The organism is Staphylococcus caeli, assembly GCF_900097965.1.
GTDB lineage: Bacteria > Bacillota > Bacilli > Staphylococcales > Staphylococcaceae > Staphylococcus > Staphylococcus caeli.
This window is the reverse complement of the sequence record NZ_FMPG01000003.1, coordinates 1-18,886: the sequence shown is the minus strand read 5'-3', so window position 1 is coordinate 18,886 and position 18,886 is coordinate 1. Positions and strand designations below refer to the sequence as shown.

The following is an 18,886-nucleotide window of genomic DNA, read 5'->3' as shown; positions in this document are numbered from 1 at the left end:
GGAGACAAGATTTTTGATTAAAATTAAAAAAATATAAATTTTATACAGTAAAGGAGAATGTATTATGGCAGTAGATAACAACAAAGCGAAACAAGCTTATGACAACCAAACAGGTGTAAATGAGAAAGAACAAGAAAGAAGACAAGAACAACAAAATCAAGAACCTCAATTCTCAAACACATTATCATTTTCAGATGAAGTTATTGAAAAAATCGCTGGAATCGCAGCACGCGAAGTAAACGGCATTTTAGAAATGAAAGGCGGTTTCGTTGATAACATTTCTAACTCATTCGGAAGCAGCAACAACGTAACACAAGGTGTTAGCGTTGAAGTTGGTGAAAAACAAGCAGCTGTTGATTTGAAAGTTGTATTAGAATATGGTGAATCTGCACCGAAAATCTTCCGTAAAGTTACTGACTTAGTTAAAGAACAAGTGAAATACATCACTGGCCTTGATGTTGTAGAAGTTAACATGCGCGTTGAAGACGTAATGACTAAAAAAGAATGGTCACAAAAAAATGAAAAAAACCAAAACTCAGGTAACGAGAACAAAGGTTTACAATAATTATTAACTGACCAATTAAAAATACCGATAGGGCATCTGCCTTATCGGTATTTTTGTGTTTAATGATTTGAGTCTAGATATAAAGGATTATCTACTTGAATATAAGTATAATAATCTGCCTCATCTTCTAAACGCATCGTAGTAACACACTTATAATCTATTTTTGCAGCAAACAGTGTATTTGCAATCTGTTGAATTCTATCGCTATCATCCATCGTAGCGGCAATTTCATCTAATTTTTCAACTAATAGTTCACGGATCATTGTCCAAATTTGTGTTTCTAAAGATTCTTGTTCAGATGATTCTGCAATTGTTGCGATGAGTTCACCTAAATGATTTTGAATGCTTGAATAGAATACTTTGTTAAAAACGGTTTGTGCGCTGTCTGTTAGGATAAGTGACTTTTCATGAAACGTAGTCGTTTGATAGCCCATTTTATTTAAATAAGCGTTATCAATGCGCAATCCTTCAAAATCACGAATATATAATGTATGAATTAATCCAGATTCGTTAAATGTAGCAATAGAATTTTGCAAATGTGCTTCTAATGCAATGCCATATTTAGTATATAGTGGTAGGACGATGTCAATTAAAGCTTGGCTATATGATTTAATCCATGTTAATGTTGCCGTTTCATAACAGTCTATTTGTTGCGTTGCTGCATATTTTTTAATTAATGTCACAATAGGTGCCTCAAGATTATTGGAATAACGTGACACAAGACTAGATGGGATCATAGGTATTGTATTTGGCGCAATGAAATTATAGATGTTTTCTCTGAACAGTGTACCTAATTGTGCACTTTTTTTAGGTTGAAGGCTCGCTGTGTCTTCAGGGTTATAAAAATGAATGCCTGCCATTTCATCTATCGTTGCTGCATTAATATTTTTAAAAAGCGCATCTTTTTCTTGGATGTCATTTAAAATTTGAGTGACCTGTGGGCCATTAATCGTTGTTTGTTCAGAAAGGGTGCGAATTTCACCAGTAATATGTACATTTGTAGATAATTTAATATGTGGCAAACGTTCTGGATAAATAGGCATTAGTGTTCTGAATGATAGCCCTGCAAAATAATCTATTTCATAATTGAGAGGAACGATTTGTTGTGTCTCGAGTTCAGTGCCATAGTCCTGAAATAAAACTGCTTGAAATTGCCAAGGATGTACTGCCATTACATAGTAGTTGTTGATTTGCTCATGTCCAACGGTTTGTTGTGCAATATCATATAATCCTTCAAATTGGTCATAAACTAATGCATTATAGCTTTTATCGATTGCTTGAACTTTAGCAATATTTTCATGAATCAGTATAAATTTCATTTTAACAGTATTAGCAAATTCGGATGAGTATGCAATAGATGTTTCTGGAGTCATACCTTTACGTAATTTTGCCCCGGGATGAAGCGGATGCCCCTCTACAACGCTTTGTTCTGAAGCTAAGTAGCTATCAGATGCAGAGGCACTCAAATCAAAAATAGGTGCGTCTTGTGCTTCTAGTGTCAGTGTTTGATAACTTAATGCAATTGCCATATTTGCGGAACTGTTATTCATATCTTCTTTAAATTGGGCGCTGGCAGCATTATCAAGATGGGGTGCTTCAGTAAGAATACAATCTAATACTTCATTTGGATGCAATATGCGTTGTATTTTATTGTGATTTTCAAAATAAAATGGTCCTTCAACATCAATTCTATCGAAAGCATGGTGACCAGAAATTGGTGCATATAGCGTCTTCTGTGATTGTGGGAAAGCTATTTTAAGAATTTCAGTGTGATCCGATTCAATCGTAAAAGGAAGTGTTTGTGCATCAATAACCTCGCTATAATCACGACGATTCACTAGATTTTCTCTATGTAAAGAGGTGATAAGGCGTTGTGTAATCTTGTCTCGACTTTGGAGTAAGATAGATTTAAAATAATGCGCCCACTTAGGGTTGTGTGTATTTAAATATGACAAAGCTTGAGATTCATCATTTGTTAGATTTTCAATTAATGCTATATCTTTTTTTATAGAATTCATAATGCACCTCTAAAAAAATTATTTTACAAATATATAAGTTATTTGTATAATCCATAATATCGATAATGATAATTATTATCAATTAAAAAACACAGGAGGAATTTCATGGCAAAGTACTTTTTTCCTAGCTCATTCCTACTGTTTTTAGGGAATTGGATTGGACATATTGCGTTAAATTGGTATGTATTTAGTCTTTATCATAACGCAATTTATCTCGGATTAATCAATTTTTTCCGACTCGTACCCATTTTACTCATAAGTGTCTGGGCAGGAAATTTAGCAGATCGTTGCGAAAAGGGAAAATTATTAAAATTAACCGTGTTTAGTTCATTTATTTTAACAACACTACTTTGTATTTTAACATTTCAAAGTACAAAGTTACCTATAATTGTGTTTCTATTTTATGCGCTCGGAAGAGGTATTTTAAGTGCAATTGAAACACCAGTACGTCAAGCTGTATTACCAGATATTTCAGATAGGTTAACGACGACACAAGCGGTATCCTATCATTCCTTTATAATAAATATCTGTCGTTCGATAGGACCGGCAATTGCTGGTTTAATCATGGCAGTATACAACTCCGAAGTGAGCTTTGCAGCACAGTCTGTATGTTATTTATTAGCACTACTTCTGTGTTTACCATTACATTTTCACAGGAATAGAATAACAAATGAAAATTCGGAGCTCAGTTTAAAATATGTCATTAACTATTTTAAAGATAATCAAACAGGCGGCAGAATATTTTTAACATCATTACTAATTATGGCAACAGGTTTTACATATACAACATTATTACCAGTATTGACAAATGAAAACTTTCCCAACCAAGTTGCAATCTTTGGTAGCGCCATGACGTGTTGCGCAATAGGTGGTATTATAGCTACGTTAATTTTACCAAATATTTTAGAAAAAATATCAACGATACATATGTATTACTTGAGTTCAGTATTATTTGGTGTATCACTCTTATTTACTGTTATGAACCATACGATTATTTTCTTTATAACCCTGTTCTTTATAGGATTATTTAGCCAATGGGCACGTACGGCGAATCGAATTTATTTTCAACATAGAGTAGATGAAGCGCATAGGGGGAAGATACTTAGTGTGGTTATGATGGATAGAGGAATGATTCCATTAGGCGCTATACTGATGAGCTTTCTGACCGAATGGATAGGTATAGTTGAGACATTTATTATAATAGGATTAAGTACGTTGGTGATTGCATTAGTATTTAGTGTAATTATGAAACAAAGAAAAAGTGGAGGCAGTACTATATGAATCAAACAATTTGGCAATTGGCAGATAGAAATATGCAGTATCGTATTTTCAACGCAATCATCAAAGAGCAAATATTTCCAGAAGATATGCACATTAATGAAAATAATCATTCTGTTGAATTGCAGTATCAGGGTCAAGTACTATCCATTCATAAAACTAGAAAAAGTGCCATGGAACGGTATACATTTAACGGACCTATTATTTATAGCAAAGGGAACCTCTATGAAGAGGTTACGTCATTAGAATTATTACTTAAGTTATTAGATACACAATTTGCGATTACTATAAGTCAAAGGTTAACGGATGAATTGAATTCAAGTAGGGAAGGCTTTGCGTTGACATACGAACATTTTAAACATAGACAAGCATTGATTCATGCAACGTTGAAATTTTCGAAAATGCCAGATACCATTAATTTCTTCTCGTGGCTTCAACATATGGAAGATAGCGAACATATTAATGACTTGAGTTATTCTGAAAGTCTTGTCATCGAGGGGCATCCGACACATCCACTGTCTAAAACGAAGTTACCGTTAACCACAGATGAAGTGAAAAGATATGCACCAGAATTTGAAAAAATTATTAGTCTGCAACTGATGCTTATTCATAAGAAGGATTGTGTAGTGACATCTATGGAAGCCGATGAAAATTATATGTTAGATACTGTATTACCAGAATATAGATATAAATTAAAGGCTTATTTGGCACCACATGAACTTGAATTGAAAGACTATCGATTGATATTGGTACACCCTTGGCAATATGAACATATTATTCCAACTAAATTTGCACAATGGATTGCAGATAAACGATTAATACCAACACCTTTTGAAGTGGAATCTAAAGCAACATTATCGTTTAGAACAATGCAACTTATAGATAAACCTTTTCATATTAAGTTGCCAGTCAACGTTCAAGCCACAAGTGCCATTAGAACCGTATCCAGTGTTACGACAGTCGATGGGCCGACGTTAAGTTATGAGTTGCAAGATATGTTAGATGTTTATCCAGAATTACAAGTAGCGATGGAACCTTTTGGTATACATGCTAATACAAATGCGGATGATGCGCGTCATTTAGCTTGTATTGTAAGACATCAACCTTATATTGCAGATAATGGTATTACGTTAGTAACTGCTAGTTTAGTTAATAAGAATCCTGTAGATGATCAGGTGACCGTAGATAGTTATTTGAATTGGGTAAGTGATGGTGTTTCAAAAGAGAATATTGTGAGGTTTTTAAGTGTTTATGCCCAAACATTGATTAAACCATTAATCGCTTATATACAAGACTATGGTGTGGCATTGGAAGCGCATATGCAGAATACGATTGTTAATTTAGGTCCGAATTATCAAATGCGTTTTATCGTTAGAGACTTAGGAGGATCTCGAATTGATTTAGAGACGTTGCAGCGTCAACGACCAAACTTAAATGTTACGAATACAAGTTTAATTGCTGAAAATATTGAAGCGGTTATTGCAAAATTCCAACATGCAGTGATACAAAATCAACTTGCTGAACTCATTCATCATTTTACGCAATATGAATGTATAACGGAGGATGAATTGTTTAATGTGGTACGTGAGATTGTTGAACACGCAATTGATTCAGAAAAAGCGCATGCTATGACATTAAGAAAAGTTCTTTTTGGAGAGAAACTCACTGTTAAAGCACTGTTAAGAATGAGAATGGAAGGTAAAGTGAAGCAGTATGTCACGATTGATTTGAGCAATCCATTATATAAAGAGGTGTAGGCTATGGCACACGTAAATATCAATTTATCTAAAATTAAATATAATGCGCAAATTTTGTCATTATTATTTCAACAACATCAAATGCGCTTTACACCTGTTATTAAATGTGTCGGTGGAGACCGTCGTATCGTTGAAATATTAAAAGACATAGGTATTACACATTTTGCAGATGCACGTATAGAAAATATGACGAAAAGTAACGATGAAGATTTATCATTTACGATGATTAGGAATACTGGTAAAAACGAACTTGAGTCAGTTGTTCGTCATACGAACGTCAGTATTCAAACAGAGTTAGAAACAATTCGCGAATTAAATGATATTGCAGGACGACTAGGTGTTAAACACTCAGTGATGTTAATGGTTGATTGGAAAGATGGCAGAGAAGGTGTACTTACATATGATGTGATTCATTATATTAATGAAATCTTGTACATGCATCACATACACATTATTGGTTTATCATTTAATTTCATGTGTTTTCAATCTATTATTCCGACTGAGGAAGACGTCACGTTGATTAATCAGTTTGTAGATTCTGTAGAAAATGAAACAAATATGCGTTTTCAAATTATTTCAGGTGGAAATTCTAGTATGTTGCCACAAATGTTATATCGTGATTTTGGTAAGATAAATGAATTAAGAGTGGGTGAAACATTATTTAGAGGTGTAGAAACAACGTCAAATCAGTCGATTGCCTCACTTTATCAAAATGTAATAACGTTAGAAGCTGAAATAGTTGAGATTAAACCACGTATGGACCTCACTACTGGACGACCATATTTACAAGCAATCGTAGATATTGGTAATTTGGATACACATGTTGAAGATATCGTTCCACTACATCATCGAATTAAAATTATTGGTGCTACAAGTGATCACGTCATGATTGATTTATGGAATCAGGAGCACTATCAAATTGGAGATAGAATTCAATTTAGCTTAGGTTATAAAGCATTAGCGCAAAGTATGTATATGAATAATATAGAAAAACACTACATATATGATGAAGCAATTGAACAACTATCTAACAATATAAATATCAAGAAAACAAATCGCATATAAATTTTAATAAAATAATTAAAAATAATATTGACAATGAGAATCATTATCAATAGAATTAGATATGTACTTATACATATCTAAGGAGTGAAAACGATGAAACATAGTTACAAAATTATGGGTATCCTGTTTTTAACTTTAACAATGGTATTATTAGCAGCTTGTGGTAGTGTTAGTGATACAGATTCAAGTAAATCAAATAAAGATAGTGATGCTAAAGACGGTGTATCAATCAAACATGATGGTGGTACAACGAAAGTTGCTAAAAATCCAAAGCGTGTGGTAGCATTAGAGTTCTCATTTGTTGATGCGTTGGCTGCACTAAACGTAAAACCAGTTGGCGTGGCTGATGATGGAGATAAGAATAGAATTTTAGAGCCTATTCGTAAAGAAATCGGTGACTATAAATCTGTAGGTGCACGTAAACAACCGAACTTAGAAGAAATCAGTAATCAAAAGCCAGATCTAATTATTGCAGATAGTAATAGACATAAAGGCATTCAAAAAGATTTAGAGAAGATTGCACCAACAATCATGTTGCCAAGTTTTGATAGTGACTATAACGATAATATAGAAGCTTTTAAAACAATTGCTAAAGCAGTAGGCAAAGAAGATAAAGGTAAAGAACGTTTAAAAGAACATGACGATTTAATGGATAAATATAGCAAAGAAATTACAATTGATAAATCTCAAGAAGTCTTACCAGCTGTAGTAGCTAAGTCAGGTTTATTAGCTCATCCAGAAAATACGTATGTCGGCGAGTTATTAAAAGAGTTAGGGTTTAATAATGCGTTAAATAAAACGAAAACTGATCATCTTTCTAAATATTTGAAAGGACCTTACTTACAATTGAATTCAGAAGTACTATCTGAAATTAATCCTGGTCGTATGATTATTATGGCAGATAAAGGTGAGAATGATCCAAACCTTAAAAAAGAAGAAAGTAATCCTGTATGGAAAGATTTAGACGCAGTGAAAAAAGATCATGTATCTGTCGTGGATAGAAATACATGGGCACGCGCGCGTGGTATTATTTCTTCTGAAGAAATCGCAAAAGGACTAGTAGAAATTTCTAAAAAAGAGAAAAACGACCAACAACAAAAGTAGGGTGACAGGTAAATGACTAAATCAAATAGCATTAACCCAACCAAATTAGTAGAAAAACAAATACAAAAACGCACAGCACTCACATTTATCGTGAGTGTGTGTGCGCTTTTTGTCATTATATACTTTAATTTAAGTGTGGGTGCATCTCACATTACATTTAAAGATTTTTTAGATTATGCATGGTTTCACGAACAAACAAAACAAACATTTTTAATACATAACGTCAGAATGCCTAGAATGTTAGCTGCCTTATTTATAGGGGCAGCTTTAGGTGTTGCAGGTCTGTTAATGCAGGCAATGACACGTAATCCGCTAGCATCACCACAAATTTTCGGAGTGAATGCTGGTGCTTCATTTGTCATTGTATTCATCACTATGCTTGCACCTGTACTCACTGAATATGCGACTATCCTGGCATTTATAGGTGCATTTATTGGAGGACTAACTGTTTATACTTTATCAGGTTCAACAAAAGGGATGACGCCTGTTAAATTAGCATTAGCTGGTATGGCAATCCATTTATTCTTCTCAAGTATGACTCAAGGTATTATACTCTTGAATGAAGATGCCACGACGACAGTAATGTTCTGGTTAGTAGGATCATTATCGTCGATAACATGGCCACAAGTCATTGGCATTATGCCTTGGATTGTTCTAGCATTCATAGGTGTCATCATGATAGCTAAACAATTGACTATCATGGAACTAGGGGAAGATTTAGCAACATCACTTGGCCAAAACGTTAAACTAGTTAGAATTTTAACAGGATTATTAGTTATTGTGCTTGCTGGGACATCTGTATCTATCGCGGGTCCTATAGGTTTTGTAGGACTAATTGTGCCACATATTGTGAAACATTATATTCGGGCTGACTATAAGTTAATGATTCCATTAACAATGATTATAGGTGCAGATTTACTATTGTTGTCAGATGTTTTAAGCCGCTTAATTGCATTTCCATTTGAATCACCAGTAGGTATTGTCACATCATTTATTGGTGCACTGTACTTCTTATACATTACGGTGAAAGGAGTAGATAGACTGTGAATCGTCGGTTAGCAGTACGTTATAGTATCGTTGTAATATTATTACTCATTTCCGCAATTGGTTCACTGTCTGTTGGTGCAGTTTGGATGAATCCTATTGAAGTGGTAAAAAGTTTAGTATTTCAAGATAATTTCATATTAAATGAATATCGGATTCCAAGGATGATATTGGCAATTATTGTTGGTAGTAGCTTAGCCATATCTGGTGCACTCATACAAGGTGTCGTTCGCAATGCGCTTGCTTCTCCCGATGTGATTGGTATTACTAAAGGTGCAAGTTTGTCGGCAGTAACGATTATCATGTTATTCCCTTCAGCACCATTATTTGTGCTACCGTTTGGGTCATTTATTGGTGCCTTATCTATTAGCGTAATCTTAAGTATATTCATTTCGAAATTTAATGTGAAAGGTTCGAAATTAGCTTTAATAGGTTTAGCGATTGGTGCGATTTGTACAGCGATTGTGCAATATTTACTTATTCGTAATCCTATGGATGCGAATACTGCGCTTGTTTGGTTAACTGGTAGCCTTTACGGGCATAGCATGTCTCACGTATGGGTTATTTTACCGTGGTTTATAATTGCTTTACCAATTATTTATTATTATTGTCATCAGCTAGATATTTTAACGCTTGGTGATGATATTGCCACTGCACTTGGTACCAAAGTTAAAAAAATAAAAATGGTTTTATTATTATTGGCAGTTATATTGGCTGGTGCTTCAATTTCTGTAGTAGGTGGGTTAAGTTTTCTTGGTTTAATTGCACCACATATAGCTAGAAGAATTGTTGGTCATAAACATATCCATATAACAATGATGTCAGGTTTAATTGGTGCACTCCTACTATCTATCAGTGACGCTTTAGCTCGAGGTATTCATCCTCCAATAGATATTCCTGTAGGTGTTATTGTAGCAATCATAGGCGTACCATATTTCTTGTTTTTATTGCGGAAAATTTAAATTATTTTAATTAAAGTAAAGAAAATTCAGAAAAAAATTGCAAAAGTAAACGCTTTCATATAAAGTAGAATTAATTCTATGCAAAGGGAATTGATTCTACTTTTTTTACAATAAAACATAGGGGGAAATTGTAAATTATTTATTTACATAATTATACACTCTAAGGTATAATTATATCTGTTATTTTTAAAAGTGCTGATAAATTAGATATTTAAGGGGGGAATATTGTGAACAAATATAGCAAATCCCAAATTATGCGTGGACGTCTCAAATTTATAATTATGTCTTTGATTGGTATTATTTTATTTTTAGTGCCTATTTCTGTGACTGAAAACGGTGAGAAGCAAACTTCTTTACCGGTAGCATATTTGGCTGGATTATTAAAAGATTTAATTGGGAATGCAATGCCACTGATTATCGTTTTAATTATTACAATATCAGGTATGTTATCTGTTTTGTGTTCTACAGTTTTCAAAAATAAATTAAAACCTGATGGATTAATGTACAATGCATTTAATGTGAAATTGGTATGGCTAATCTTAAGGGTTCTTGCAGTTGTCTTTGTATGGATGACGTATTTGAAAATGGGAACAGAAGTCATTTATTCTGAAGATACAGGTGGACTCGTCTTTGAAAGTTTATTACCAACATTAGTGACAGTGTTTTTCTTTGCAGCATTATTTTTACCGTTGTTAATGGAATATGGGTTATTGGAATTATTGGGGCCAATATTTAGACCTATAATGAGACCGCTATTTACATTGCCAGGTCGATCTACAGTTGATAACCTCGCTTCATTTATAGGAGATGGTACGGTAGGTGTATTAATTACCAGTAGACAATATGAGGAAGGGTTTTATTCTAGACGTGAAGCTACTGTAATAGCAACAACTTTTAGCGTTGTTTCATTAACATTTGCGATAGTAGTTGCAGATACGGTTCATATGCAAAAACATTTCTTCTATTTTTACTTAACGGTTATTATTGCATGTTTAGTTTGTGCATTTATATTGCCTAGAATTTGGCCATTAAAGTCAATTAAAGATGAATATTCAAAAGAAGTTTCAGAAGAAATGAGAACTGAGAAATTACCAGAAAATAAAACAGCTTTGGCGCATGGTTTTGATATGGCAACTGAAACTGGTATCAAAGCACCTGGATTCAAATCGTTTTTTGGAGCTGGATTCAAGACAGTAATCGATATGTGGTTTGTTATTTTACCGGTAGTCATGAGTGTGGGGACACTTGCGACAATCATTGCTACTTATACACCACTTTTCGCAATCATAGGAAAACCGTTTGTTCCATATTTAGAATTATTACAAATCCCAGAAGCAGCTCAAGCATCTGAAACAATTTTAATTGGTTTTGCTGATATGTTCTTACCATCTATTTTAATAGAAGGTGTGGGTAACAATATTACATTATTTGTTGTTGGAGCATTAAGTATTACGCAATTAATATACTTATCTGAAGTAGGCGGCGTAATCTTAGGTTCAAAAATACCGGTTAGTATTTTTAGACTCTTTATGATCTTTTTAATCAGAACTATTATTGCGCTACCAATTATTGCTTTAATGGCGCATCTTTATTTTAATTAGCATGCATAATTAAAGATTATAGTTGAAAGTGTGTATACAATTTTAAATTTGTTATGAGTTGAACTTTTCATAGATAATATTAAAACCAGAGATAATGTGCATTTACGCAATTACCTCTGGTTTATTATTATGCATTATAAAAAATTAATATGATTTGTAGTTCATTCAGTAACTTAATTTGAAAGTTCTGATAAGATATTTGCTTTTACTACTTTATTTCCTAATACAGGTGATTCTTCATTTTTTGAATTAGAGCGACCAGCATGTGCTTCTTTAAATGCCTCGCTATTCAACCATCCATTAAAGTCTTCTTTTGTTTGCCACCAAGTATTTATATACATTTGATCATAATCTTCTTCATCATCAATGAGCCAAACTTCAATTTTATGAAAGCCTTGTAATTCTTGAATTTTGCCACCTTGTGTAAACTTAGGTGCCATTTTCTCTGCAAATCCTTTTTTGACATCTATTCTATTCGTCACAACGTACATGCGGAACACCTACTTTCTATATTATGATTTTAGTATAGCACCTATAATGAAGAAAAGTAATTGATAACCATTATTAATTATTAGTGTTTTGTAATTATGCAGCTATTATTAAAAAAAAGAAAACGATAAAGTACGTAAGTGTACTTTATCGCTCTATAAAGTCAAAATTTATGATAATTTATTTAGTTAATTCGTTATAAACTTTTTGATCATTTTGTGTATAGATAATGTATTCATGGTCATTAGTATCGATGATAACACGGTTTGTTTTACCGAAAGTAGAGCCGATTCTTGAAACTTTTTCTCTATCTAATTTTGGAACTTCATGGATATTTTGATCTTGTGTAATGTTTTTAATTTCATTTGTAGGTATCTTAATATCTGCTACTCTCCATTGAATTCTAACTTCATTGTTATCTTTTTTTACTGTCATTGCCATTACTAGAACACATCCTTTAAATAATTTGTAGCTATATCATACAACATGTTGCAACCGTTTTCAAGTAATTATGTGATACTTTTTGAAAATATGTCATACTTAATCGTTTTACGAAAGTATGTTCGCATAACGTGAGGTAATATGCTAAAATATTTTTATGATTAAGGAGAAATAGAAATGACAGGAAAAACCCATTCATCATGCGGCTTATTAGTCGGTTCATTAACGATTGAATATTTTAATACTGATTTATTTACCTCAGTTACAATTATTACATTGGCAGTCATATCAAGTTTATTTCCTGATATTTGCCATACACATAGTAAAATTGGTAGAAGATTTAAACTTATTAGCTTTTTTATCAGATTATTATTTGGACACAGGACATTTACGCATTCATTGTTATTTATTTGTATCATTACATGTTTACTCTATATCATACAAACACCATATCATTATTTAATAACTATGATTCTTGGTTTGCTATCACATGTTATACTAGACATGTTAACACCTAAAGGGGTTAAACTGTTTTATCCAATACCAATCAGTGTTAGGTTTCCTATGACTTTTAAAACTGGTGGACTTGTGGATATTTCACTAGCTAGCGCATTATCTATAGGTGCTATATATGTATTATTTCAACCATATTTTAATCAATTATTCACACATTGGTTATCATTCATGGTTGTACAAAGTAGTATAATCATTTAGAGTACATATAGTGAAATTATATATCCGAGATTCAAATAAGATATAATTTTTATTTAATCATTGCGATATTGAGGAGAGAGTTTATGTTAGATAAGAAAACATTAGAAAAATTTAATCAAGAACATCTTATTGAATTTGAAAAATTAATGAGTACAAATGAAAAAGAACAGTTATCTGAGAAATTAGCGAAATTGAATTTAGCTGAAATTGAAAAATTATATAATGATTTATATGTAAATAAGAAAATGATTGATGATATTTCTTCAGTAAATGAAGTGAAGTACGATGTGAAGGCGTCCTTATCAGACGAAGCTATTGAACAGTATGAAGAAATTGGTCTTGATGCAATTCGTCAAGGAAAGTTCGCAGTACTATTGATGGCTGGTGGACAAGGGACAAGATTAGGTTATAAAGGACCAAAAGGTTCATTTGAAATTGAGGATGTAAGTTTATTTGAAATTCAAGCGAGACAGTTATTATCACTTAAAGAACAAACTGGACAATATGTCGATTGGTACATTATGACAAGCAAGATTAATGATAAAGAGACACAACTTTTCTTTGAGTCAAAAAATTACTTTGGCTATGATAAGGAACGTGTACACTTCTTTATGCAAGATAATATAGTGGCATTATCTGAAGAAGGTAAATTAGTGTTAGATACAGATGGAAATATTTTAGAAACACCAAATGGTAATGGTGGGGTATTTAAGTCACTTGAAAAAGCAGGTTATTTAAAAGAGATGACCGATAATGGCGTATCATTTATATTTTTAAATAATATCGATAATGTACTTGTTAAAGTACTAGATCCATTATTTGCTGGATACACATATCAGAATGATGTGGATGTTACTACGAAATCAATACAACCTAAGCCTGGAGAAAGTGTCGGTAGATTAGTTAATACGAATCAGAAAGATACTGTGTTAGAATACTCAGAATTAGAGCCGGAAATTGCTAATGAATTTAACAATGCTAATATAGGCGTGCATTCATTTAAACTTTCTTTTATTAATAATGTTGTCGATAACGCCTTACCATATCATTTGGCAATTAAACAATTGAAGCAATTGGATGATGATTTTGGTGTGATAGAGCGACCTACGTTAAAATTCGAACTATTTTATTTTGATATTTTCCAATATGCTCATAGCTTTACGACATTACAAGTTCTAAGAGATGAGGAATTTTCTCCACTTAAGAACAAAGAAGGTAAAGATAGTGTTGAAACAGCCACAGCTGATTTGAAACGAATGAAAATGATATAAGAAGGTGGATGCACGAATGGCTGATTCAGTACAAACTGAGAATAATAAAGTAGCTAAAACATTTAAAGATATTATTCCACTAACTTTTGGTGAAGAGATTGGAAATGCAGTGTCACATGGTGTTGCTGCATTTATAGCATTATGCGTATTACCTTATGCAGCGATACATAGTTTCTTGAACTTTAGTGTCATAGGCGCATTCAGTGTATCAATTTACGTGATAAGTATATTTTTGATGTTTATTTCTTCAACGGTATATCATTCAATGCCAAACCATTCCTCCCATAAATTTATTTTGAGAATTATAGATCATAGTATGATTTATGTTGCGATTGCAGGTACATATACACCAATTTGTCTAACGCTAGTAGGTGGATGGTTAGGCTGGTCTGCAATGGTGATATTATGGGGCATTACGATATGGGGGATTTTATATAAATCATTAGCTAAAAATGTGAATCATAAACTTAGTTTAATTATGTACTTAGTAATGGGTTGGATAGGTGTTCTGTTTTTACCAACCATTGTCTTTGATTCCTCGCTAACATTTATGTTGTTTATATTATTTGGTGGAATTTCATATACTGTTGGCGCATGGTTTTATGCACAAAAGAACCGTCCATATTTTCATATGATATGGCATTTCTTCATTGTCATTGCTTCAGTATTTCATTTCATAGCTATAATGTATTTTATGTAATAAAGAAAATGCTGTCAGTAAAGTCAATCGACTTTGTTGACGGTATTTTTTGTTTTTTTATAAAAACTAATAGGTCAGTAGTCGTATTTTTGGATATATGATTGAACTTAAAGAAAAATAATGGTTAAGTTATTATTGATTCGATATGAAAAAATTAAAGGTAGGAAAAGTGATATGAATTTAAAATCATTAGGTATCGTCATTGCACTGATATTAATCATGTTTATGTCAGCCATAGAAACGTCAATAGTGTCGTTAGCAATGCCGACAATTAAAGAGAATTTAAATGTAACTACGTCTATTTCACTCATCTTCGCAGTTTATTTTATGGCTATTGTGATTGCCAATCCAATCGTAGGTGAAATGTTAGATCGTACTAAAATAATTTACATTACGCTATTTGGTCTAATGTTATTTATGTTAGGCAGTTTATTTTCAGGGCTTAGTAATACCTTTACGATGCTTGTGATTTCCAGATTTGTACAAGGACTTGGTGCAGGTGTAATGATGGCATTAAGTCAAATTGTTCCGAAGCTAGCTTTTGAAATCCCATTTAGATATAAAATAATGGGAGTTGTAGGAAGTGTTTGGGGTATTTCAAGTATTATTGGTCCAGTATTAGGTGGGGGTATTTTAGAGTTTGCAACTTGGCATTGGCTATTTTTTGTAAATATTCCGATTGTGATTTTGGCGGTGATACTCGTTATACTTACATTCCATTTTGAACATGAACAGACCACGACATCTAAAAAACTAGATGTAAAAGGACTAACGTTATTCTATTGTATTGTCTTTAGTTTGATCTTTGCTGTTATGAATAAAACGCATATATACTTAAATATATTCGCAATTTTAGTGGTGATTGTTTTAAGTGTCTTTTTAGTTAAATATGAACAAAAACTAAAAACGCCTTTTATTCCAATAGAAGAATTCAATAAAACTATAGTGCTAATATTTTTTACGGACTTTGCATATGCAATTATATTAATGGGATATAATTTATATATGCCCATATACCTACAAGAAAACATAGGTTTATCTCCGCTACAAAGTGGATTTGTAATTTTCCCGATATCAATTGCATGGCTTGTACTTAACTTTTCTTTAGATAAAATTGAGGCGAAACTTTCAAGGAAAATGCTATACATAAGTGCGTTTGCGTCGTTAATGTTATGTGGTATTTTAGTTATGTTAGGTACTCAATCGCCGTTGTTTATCGCATTTAGTTTATTACTTGCAGGGATTAGTTTTGGAACAGTTTATACAAAAGATAGTGTGATTACACAAGAAGAAACCTCACCAAAAAATATGAAACGCATGATGTCACTTTATACTTTGACAAAGAGTCTTGGTAATTCTATTGGTGCGACTATAATGGGATATATCTATGCTATAACTTTCACATTTACAAATTTGCATATTCATAATGTTATTATAGGAAGTATTTTCATTTTACTATTGTTAATGATTTTGTGGTTTTCGGCGTTCAAGAATAAAACAAAACATTCGCATTAAATTAAATATTGTGAAGTTTTAATAGTTGTTATGTAAATTTTACAAATCAATTGTCTGTATTTGGTAGTAAGTTGTTATAATGGTAAAATAAAAAATGCCTATTAGATTATGGTAGAGATTAGTGAAAAGTGGAATACCAAAAAAGAGGGAGGACAGTAAGCAATGAAATATTTAAAATATTTACTTACAACGCTTATTGTACTTTCTGTATTTATCATTTCTGGCGCAATATTTTTAACCTTTTTGGGATTTGGCTTATATGGTTTAAGCAGGATATTGATATACTTTCACCTAGCTTACTTTGGTTACAACAAAAGTTTTTACGACAATCTCATCTATTATGGTAGTTATATTGTGTTGGGATATTTCAATTTATTTATAATTGAAAATCTTATGGATTATTTCAGAAAAAAACTACCTGAAAACCCATATTTTAAAGGGCTAACATATCAACTTATAACATTCACAGTAACTACATTGCTTTTTTATTTTATCGTGCATATCCATTATGCATATATAAACATTGATTTTTGGGTCATCGTACTAATTATAGGATTGCTATTTATATGCAAAGAAGTCTTTTATCCAGATAGCAAAAATTTGAATCAGAAAAACAGATGATGACAGAATTTCATAATATAAAAGTTAGTTATATAAATTGCATGTCAAATAAAGCAGTTAATCATTTATTCTATTTGGGGAATAAATTGAGCTAACTGCTTTTTTATTATAAGAATTAAACTTATACTATAGACAAAGATTTAAAGCAAACTTCAAATTTGTTTGTTAGAATGATATTGATATTTAAATAAGAGGGGGACGCTTTGTGTTAACGAAAGAGCAAGTAAAAGCGCTAGTTGGAGAATTAAAAGATCCAATTATAGATGTACCATTAAAAGAAACGGATGGAATTGTTGAAGTTTCAATTAAAGAAGAGAAAGAACATGTTAGTGTTAAAGTTGCTATGGCCCAATTAGGTGGACAACCACAGTTAGATTTACAAATGGCAATTGTAGAAGTACTTAAAGAAAATGGAGCTAACACTGTAGGTATTCGCTTTGAGGAATTACCTAGTGAAGTGGTAGAACAATATCGTGGCGTAAGCGATAATGAAAATCAAACGATTGAAGGTTTATTATCTAAAGATAATCCGGTTGAGTTTATTGCAATTGCCTCAGGTAAAGGTGGCGTAGGAAAATCCACGGTAGCAGTAAATCTTGCAGTTTCTTTGGCTAGAGAAGGAAAAAAAGTAGGGCTTGTTGATGCAGATATATATGGGTTTAGTGTTCCAGATATGATGGGCATCGATGAAAAACCAGGCGTACAAGGCAAGGAAATCATACCAGTAGAACGTCATGGCGTAAAAGTTATATCAATGGCATTTTTCGTAGAGGAAAATGCGCCAGTTATATGGAGAGGCCCTATGCTGGGTAAAATGTTAACGAATTTCTTTGTAGAAGTGAGATGGGGAGACTTAGATTACTTAATCTTAGATTTACCTCCAGGTACAGGGGATATAGCGTTAGATGTTCATACAATGTTACCTTCAAGTAAAGAAATTATAGTTACAACGCCTCATCCGACAGCAGCATTTGTTGCAGCACGTGCTGGTGCGATGGCTAAACATACAGAACATACGATTTTAGGTGTTATTGAAAATATGTCTTATTTCCAAAGTAAAGAAACTGGAAATAAAGAATATGTATTTGGCACAGGTGGAGGAGAAAAACTTGCTGAAGAACTCCAAACTGATTTATTAGGTCAATTACCACTTGAGCAGCCTTCATGGAATCCTAAAGATTTTGCACCTTCTATATATCAGGCAGATGATCGATTAGGTGAAATATATCAAAACATGGCACAACAAATCATTGCTAAAACAACAAAATAGAATCATAACTTTAATGGGTAGAAATAAATTCAATTTCTATCCATTTTTTTATTGCAATTTTCAAGAATGATGTTAGAATAGTTTCTTGTGGCAAACATTTGAAATAAAGTTTTTTAACAAAGTAAAAAAAGAAATCAAATTAAATATTGACATTCTTTCGCAGAATTGATAGTATATAAAAGTCGTCAAAAACGGCGGCAGCACAATTCGAAATTAATTTTGAAAAGTGTAAAAAATATACTTGAAATAATATAAATAATAATTTAATATTATTAAGGTAGTATTAATTGCTAATTAAATATATTAAGTTTTTGTTGACAGTAGATTAACGAAATGATAAAATATTAAAGCAACTATAAAAATGAACATTGAAAACTGAATTGCAATATGTCAACGTTAATTCCGAACGCAACATTAAATTGTTGGTTCAAAACAAGTGTTAGAGATAACACAAATTAGTATTTTATGAGC

Annotated in this window: 17 protein-coding genes; 14 read left to right on the top strand and 3 right to left on the bottom strand. The window is 32.3% G+C overall.

Annotation, left to right across the window (positions count from 1 at the left end; genetic code table 11):
* Positions 1–64: 64 nt before the first annotated feature.
* The gene (locus tag BJS11_RS04885) at positions 65–565 is read left to right on the top strand and encodes an Asp23/Gls24 family envelope stress response protein (RefSeq protein WP_069995283.1); all 501 of its coding nucleotides are present in this window, start codon (positions 65–67) and stop codon (positions 563–565) included.
* A 59-nt stretch (positions 566–624) separates the two neighbouring features.
* Here BJS11_RS04885 and BJS11_RS04880 read toward each other — a convergent pair whose 3' ends face one another.
* On the bottom strand, positions 625–2,583 hold the full coding sequence (locus BJS11_RS04880) for an IucA/IucC family protein (protein WP_069995284.1): 1,959 nt from the start codon (positions 2,581–2,583) through the stop codon (positions 625–627).
* 105 nt (positions 2,584–2,688) lie between these two features.
* On the opposite strand from BJS11_RS04880, the gene BJS11_RS04875 reads away from it, so the two are divergent.
* The 7 genes from BJS11_RS04875 (at position 2,689) to BJS11_RS04845 (ending at position 11,394) form a co-directional block, all read left to right on the top strand.
* Positions 2,689–3,864 (top strand): MFS transporter, encoded by a 1,176-nt coding sequence (locus BJS11_RS04875; protein WP_069995285.1) that lies wholly within the window; start codon positions 2,689–2,691, stop codon positions 3,862–3,864.
* Entirely contained in the window at positions 3,861–5,618 is a 1,758-nt protein-coding gene (locus BJS11_RS04870) for an IucA/IucC family protein (protein WP_069995286.1), read from the top strand. Before BJS11_RS04875 ends, BJS11_RS04870 begins: the two co-directional genes overlap by 4 nt.
* A gap of 3 nt (positions 5,619–5,621) precedes the next feature.
* Positions 5,622–6,683 (top strand): alanine/ornithine racemase family PLP-dependent enzyme, encoded by a 1,062-nt coding sequence (locus tag BJS11_RS04865; RefSeq protein ID WP_069995287.1) that lies wholly within the window; start codon positions 5,622–5,624, stop codon positions 6,681–6,683.
* Between the two features lie 93 nt (positions 6,684–6,776).
* The gene (locus BJS11_RS04860) at positions 6,777–7,787 is read left to right on the top strand and encodes an ABC transporter substrate-binding protein (protein ID WP_069995288.1); all 1,011 of its coding nucleotides are present in this window, start codon (positions 6,777–6,779) and stop codon (positions 7,785–7,787) included.
* A gap of 12 nt (positions 7,788–7,799) precedes the next feature.
* On the top strand, positions 7,800–8,834 hold the full coding sequence (locus BJS11_RS04855) for a FecCD family ABC transporter permease (protein ID WP_069995289.1): 1,035 nt from the start codon (positions 7,800–7,802) through the stop codon (positions 8,832–8,834).
* Complete coding sequence (locus BJS11_RS04850) at positions 8,831–9,793, top strand: FecCD family ABC transporter permease (protein WP_069995290.1); 963 nt, start codon at positions 8,831–8,833, stop codon at positions 9,791–9,793. The genes BJS11_RS04855 and BJS11_RS04850 overlap by 4 nt, the downstream gene beginning before the upstream one ends.
* Before the next feature lie 227 nt (positions 9,794–10,020).
* The gene (locus BJS11_RS04845; RefSeq protein ID WP_069995291.1) at positions 10,021–11,394 is read left to right on the top strand and encodes a YjiH family protein; all 1,374 of its coding nucleotides are present in this window, start codon (positions 10,021–10,023) and stop codon (positions 11,392–11,394) included.
* A gap of 173 nt (positions 11,395–11,567) precedes the next feature.
* Here the strand turns inward: BJS11_RS04845 and BJS11_RS04840 are convergent, their stop codons facing one another.
* Entirely contained in the window at positions 11,568–11,885 is a 318-nt protein-coding gene (locus tag BJS11_RS04840; protein ID WP_069995292.1) for a heme oxygenase, read from the bottom strand.
* Between the two features lie 178 nt (positions 11,886–12,063).
* Positions 12,064–12,324, bottom strand: coding sequence for a SunI/YnzG family protein (locus tag BJS11_RS04835; RefSeq protein ID WP_069995293.1), 261 nt, complete (start codon positions 12,322–12,324; stop codon positions 12,064–12,066).
* A 177-nt stretch (positions 12,325–12,501) separates the two neighbouring features.
* On the opposite strand from BJS11_RS04835, the gene BJS11_RS04830 reads away from it, so the two are divergent.
* The 6 genes from BJS11_RS04830 (at position 12,502) to salA (ending at position 18,415) form a co-directional block, all read left to right on the top strand.
* Positions 12,502–13,038 carry a metal-dependent hydrolase gene (locus tag BJS11_RS04830; protein WP_069995294.1) on the top strand — a complete coding sequence of 179 codons (537 nt, stop codon included), beginning with the start codon at positions 12,502–12,504 and terminating at the stop codon, positions 13,036–13,038.
* A gap of 83 nt (positions 13,039–13,121) precedes the next feature.
* Positions 13,122–14,309 carry a UTP--glucose-1-phosphate uridylyltransferase gene (locus BJS11_RS04825; RefSeq protein WP_069995295.1) on the top strand — a complete coding sequence of 396 codons (1,188 nt, stop codon included), beginning with the start codon at positions 13,122–13,124 and terminating at the stop codon, positions 14,307–14,309.
* 16 nt (positions 14,310–14,325) lie between these two features.
* The gene (trhA, locus tag BJS11_RS04820; RefSeq protein ID WP_069995296.1) at positions 14,326–15,009 is read left to right on the top strand and encodes a PAQR family membrane homeostasis protein TrhA; all 684 of its coding nucleotides are present in this window, start codon (positions 14,326–14,328) and stop codon (positions 15,007–15,009) included.
* 174 nt (positions 15,010–15,183) lie between these two features.
* Positions 15,184–16,524: a multidrug efflux MFS transporter SdrM gene (gene sdrM / locus BJS11_RS04815; RefSeq protein ID WP_069995301.1), complete on the top strand. Its 1,341-nt coding sequence runs from the start codon at positions 15,184–15,186 to the stop codon at positions 16,522–16,524.
* A 162-nt stretch (positions 16,525–16,686) separates the two neighbouring features.
* Positions 16,687–17,145: a SepA family multidrug efflux transporter gene (locus tag BJS11_RS04810; protein ID WP_069995297.1), complete on the top strand. Its 459-nt coding sequence runs from the start codon at positions 16,687–16,689 to the stop codon at positions 17,143–17,145.
* Between the two features lie 205 nt (positions 17,146–17,350).
* Entirely contained in the window at positions 17,351–18,415 is a 1,065-nt protein-coding gene (gene salA, locus BJS11_RS04805; protein WP_069995298.1) for an iron-sulfur carrier protein/transcriptional regulator SalA, read from the top strand.
* Positions 18,416–18,886 lie beyond the last annotated feature (471 nt).

What these genes read in the sequence shown, in the direction of transcription:
- BJS11_RS04835 (WP_069995293.1), bottom strand. Translation starts at nt 12,324, where the DNA reads ATGGCAATGACAGTAAAAAAAGATAACAATGAAGTTAGAATTCAATGG.
- BJS11_RS04840 (WP_069995292.1), bottom strand. Translation starts at nt 11,885, where the DNA reads ATGTACGTTGTGACGAATAGAATAGATGTCAAAAAAGGATTTGCAGAG.
- BJS11_RS04825 (WP_069995295.1), top strand. Translation starts at nt 13,122, where the DNA reads ATGTTAGATAAGAAAACATTAGAAAAATTTAATCAAGAACATCTTATT.
- BJS11_RS04875 (WP_069995285.1), top strand. Translation starts at nt 2,689, where the DNA reads ATGGCAAAGTACTTTTTTCCTAGCTCATTCCTACTGTTTTTAGGGAAT.
- BJS11_RS04860 (WP_069995288.1), top strand. Translation starts at nt 6,777, where the DNA reads ATGAAACATAGTTACAAAATTATGGGTATCCTGTTTTTAACTTTAACA.
- BJS11_RS04830 (WP_069995294.1), top strand. Translation starts at nt 12,502, where the DNA reads ATGACAGGAAAAACCCATTCATCATGCGGCTTATTAGTCGGTTCATTA.
- trhA (WP_069995296.1), top strand. Translation starts at nt 14,326, where the DNA reads ATGGCTGATTCAGTACAAACTGAGAATAATAAAGTAGCTAAAACATTT.
- BJS11_RS04855 (WP_069995289.1), top strand. Translation starts at nt 7,800, where the DNA reads ATGACTAAATCAAATAGCATTAACCCAACCAAATTAGTAGAAAAACAA.
- BJS11_RS04880 (WP_069995284.1), bottom strand. Translation starts at nt 2,583, where the DNA reads ATGAATTCTATAAAAAAAGATATAGCATTAATTGAAAATCTAACAAAT.
- BJS11_RS04885 (WP_069995283.1), top strand. Translation starts at nt 65, where the DNA reads ATGGCAGTAGATAACAACAAAGCGAAACAAGCTTATGACAACCAAACA.
- BJS11_RS04810 (WP_069995297.1), top strand. Translation starts at nt 16,687, where the DNA reads ATGAAATATTTAAAATATTTACTTACAACGCTTATTGTACTTTCTGTA.
- sdrM (WP_069995301.1), top strand. Translation starts at nt 15,184, where the DNA reads ATGAATTTAAAATCATTAGGTATCGTCATTGCACTGATATTAATCATG.
- BJS11_RS04865 (WP_069995287.1), top strand. Translation starts at nt 5,622, where the DNA reads ATGGCACACGTAAATATCAATTTATCTAAAATTAAATATAATGCGCAA.
- BJS11_RS04870 (WP_069995286.1), top strand. Translation starts at nt 3,861, where the DNA reads ATGAATCAAACAATTTGGCAATTGGCAGATAGAAATATGCAGTATCGT.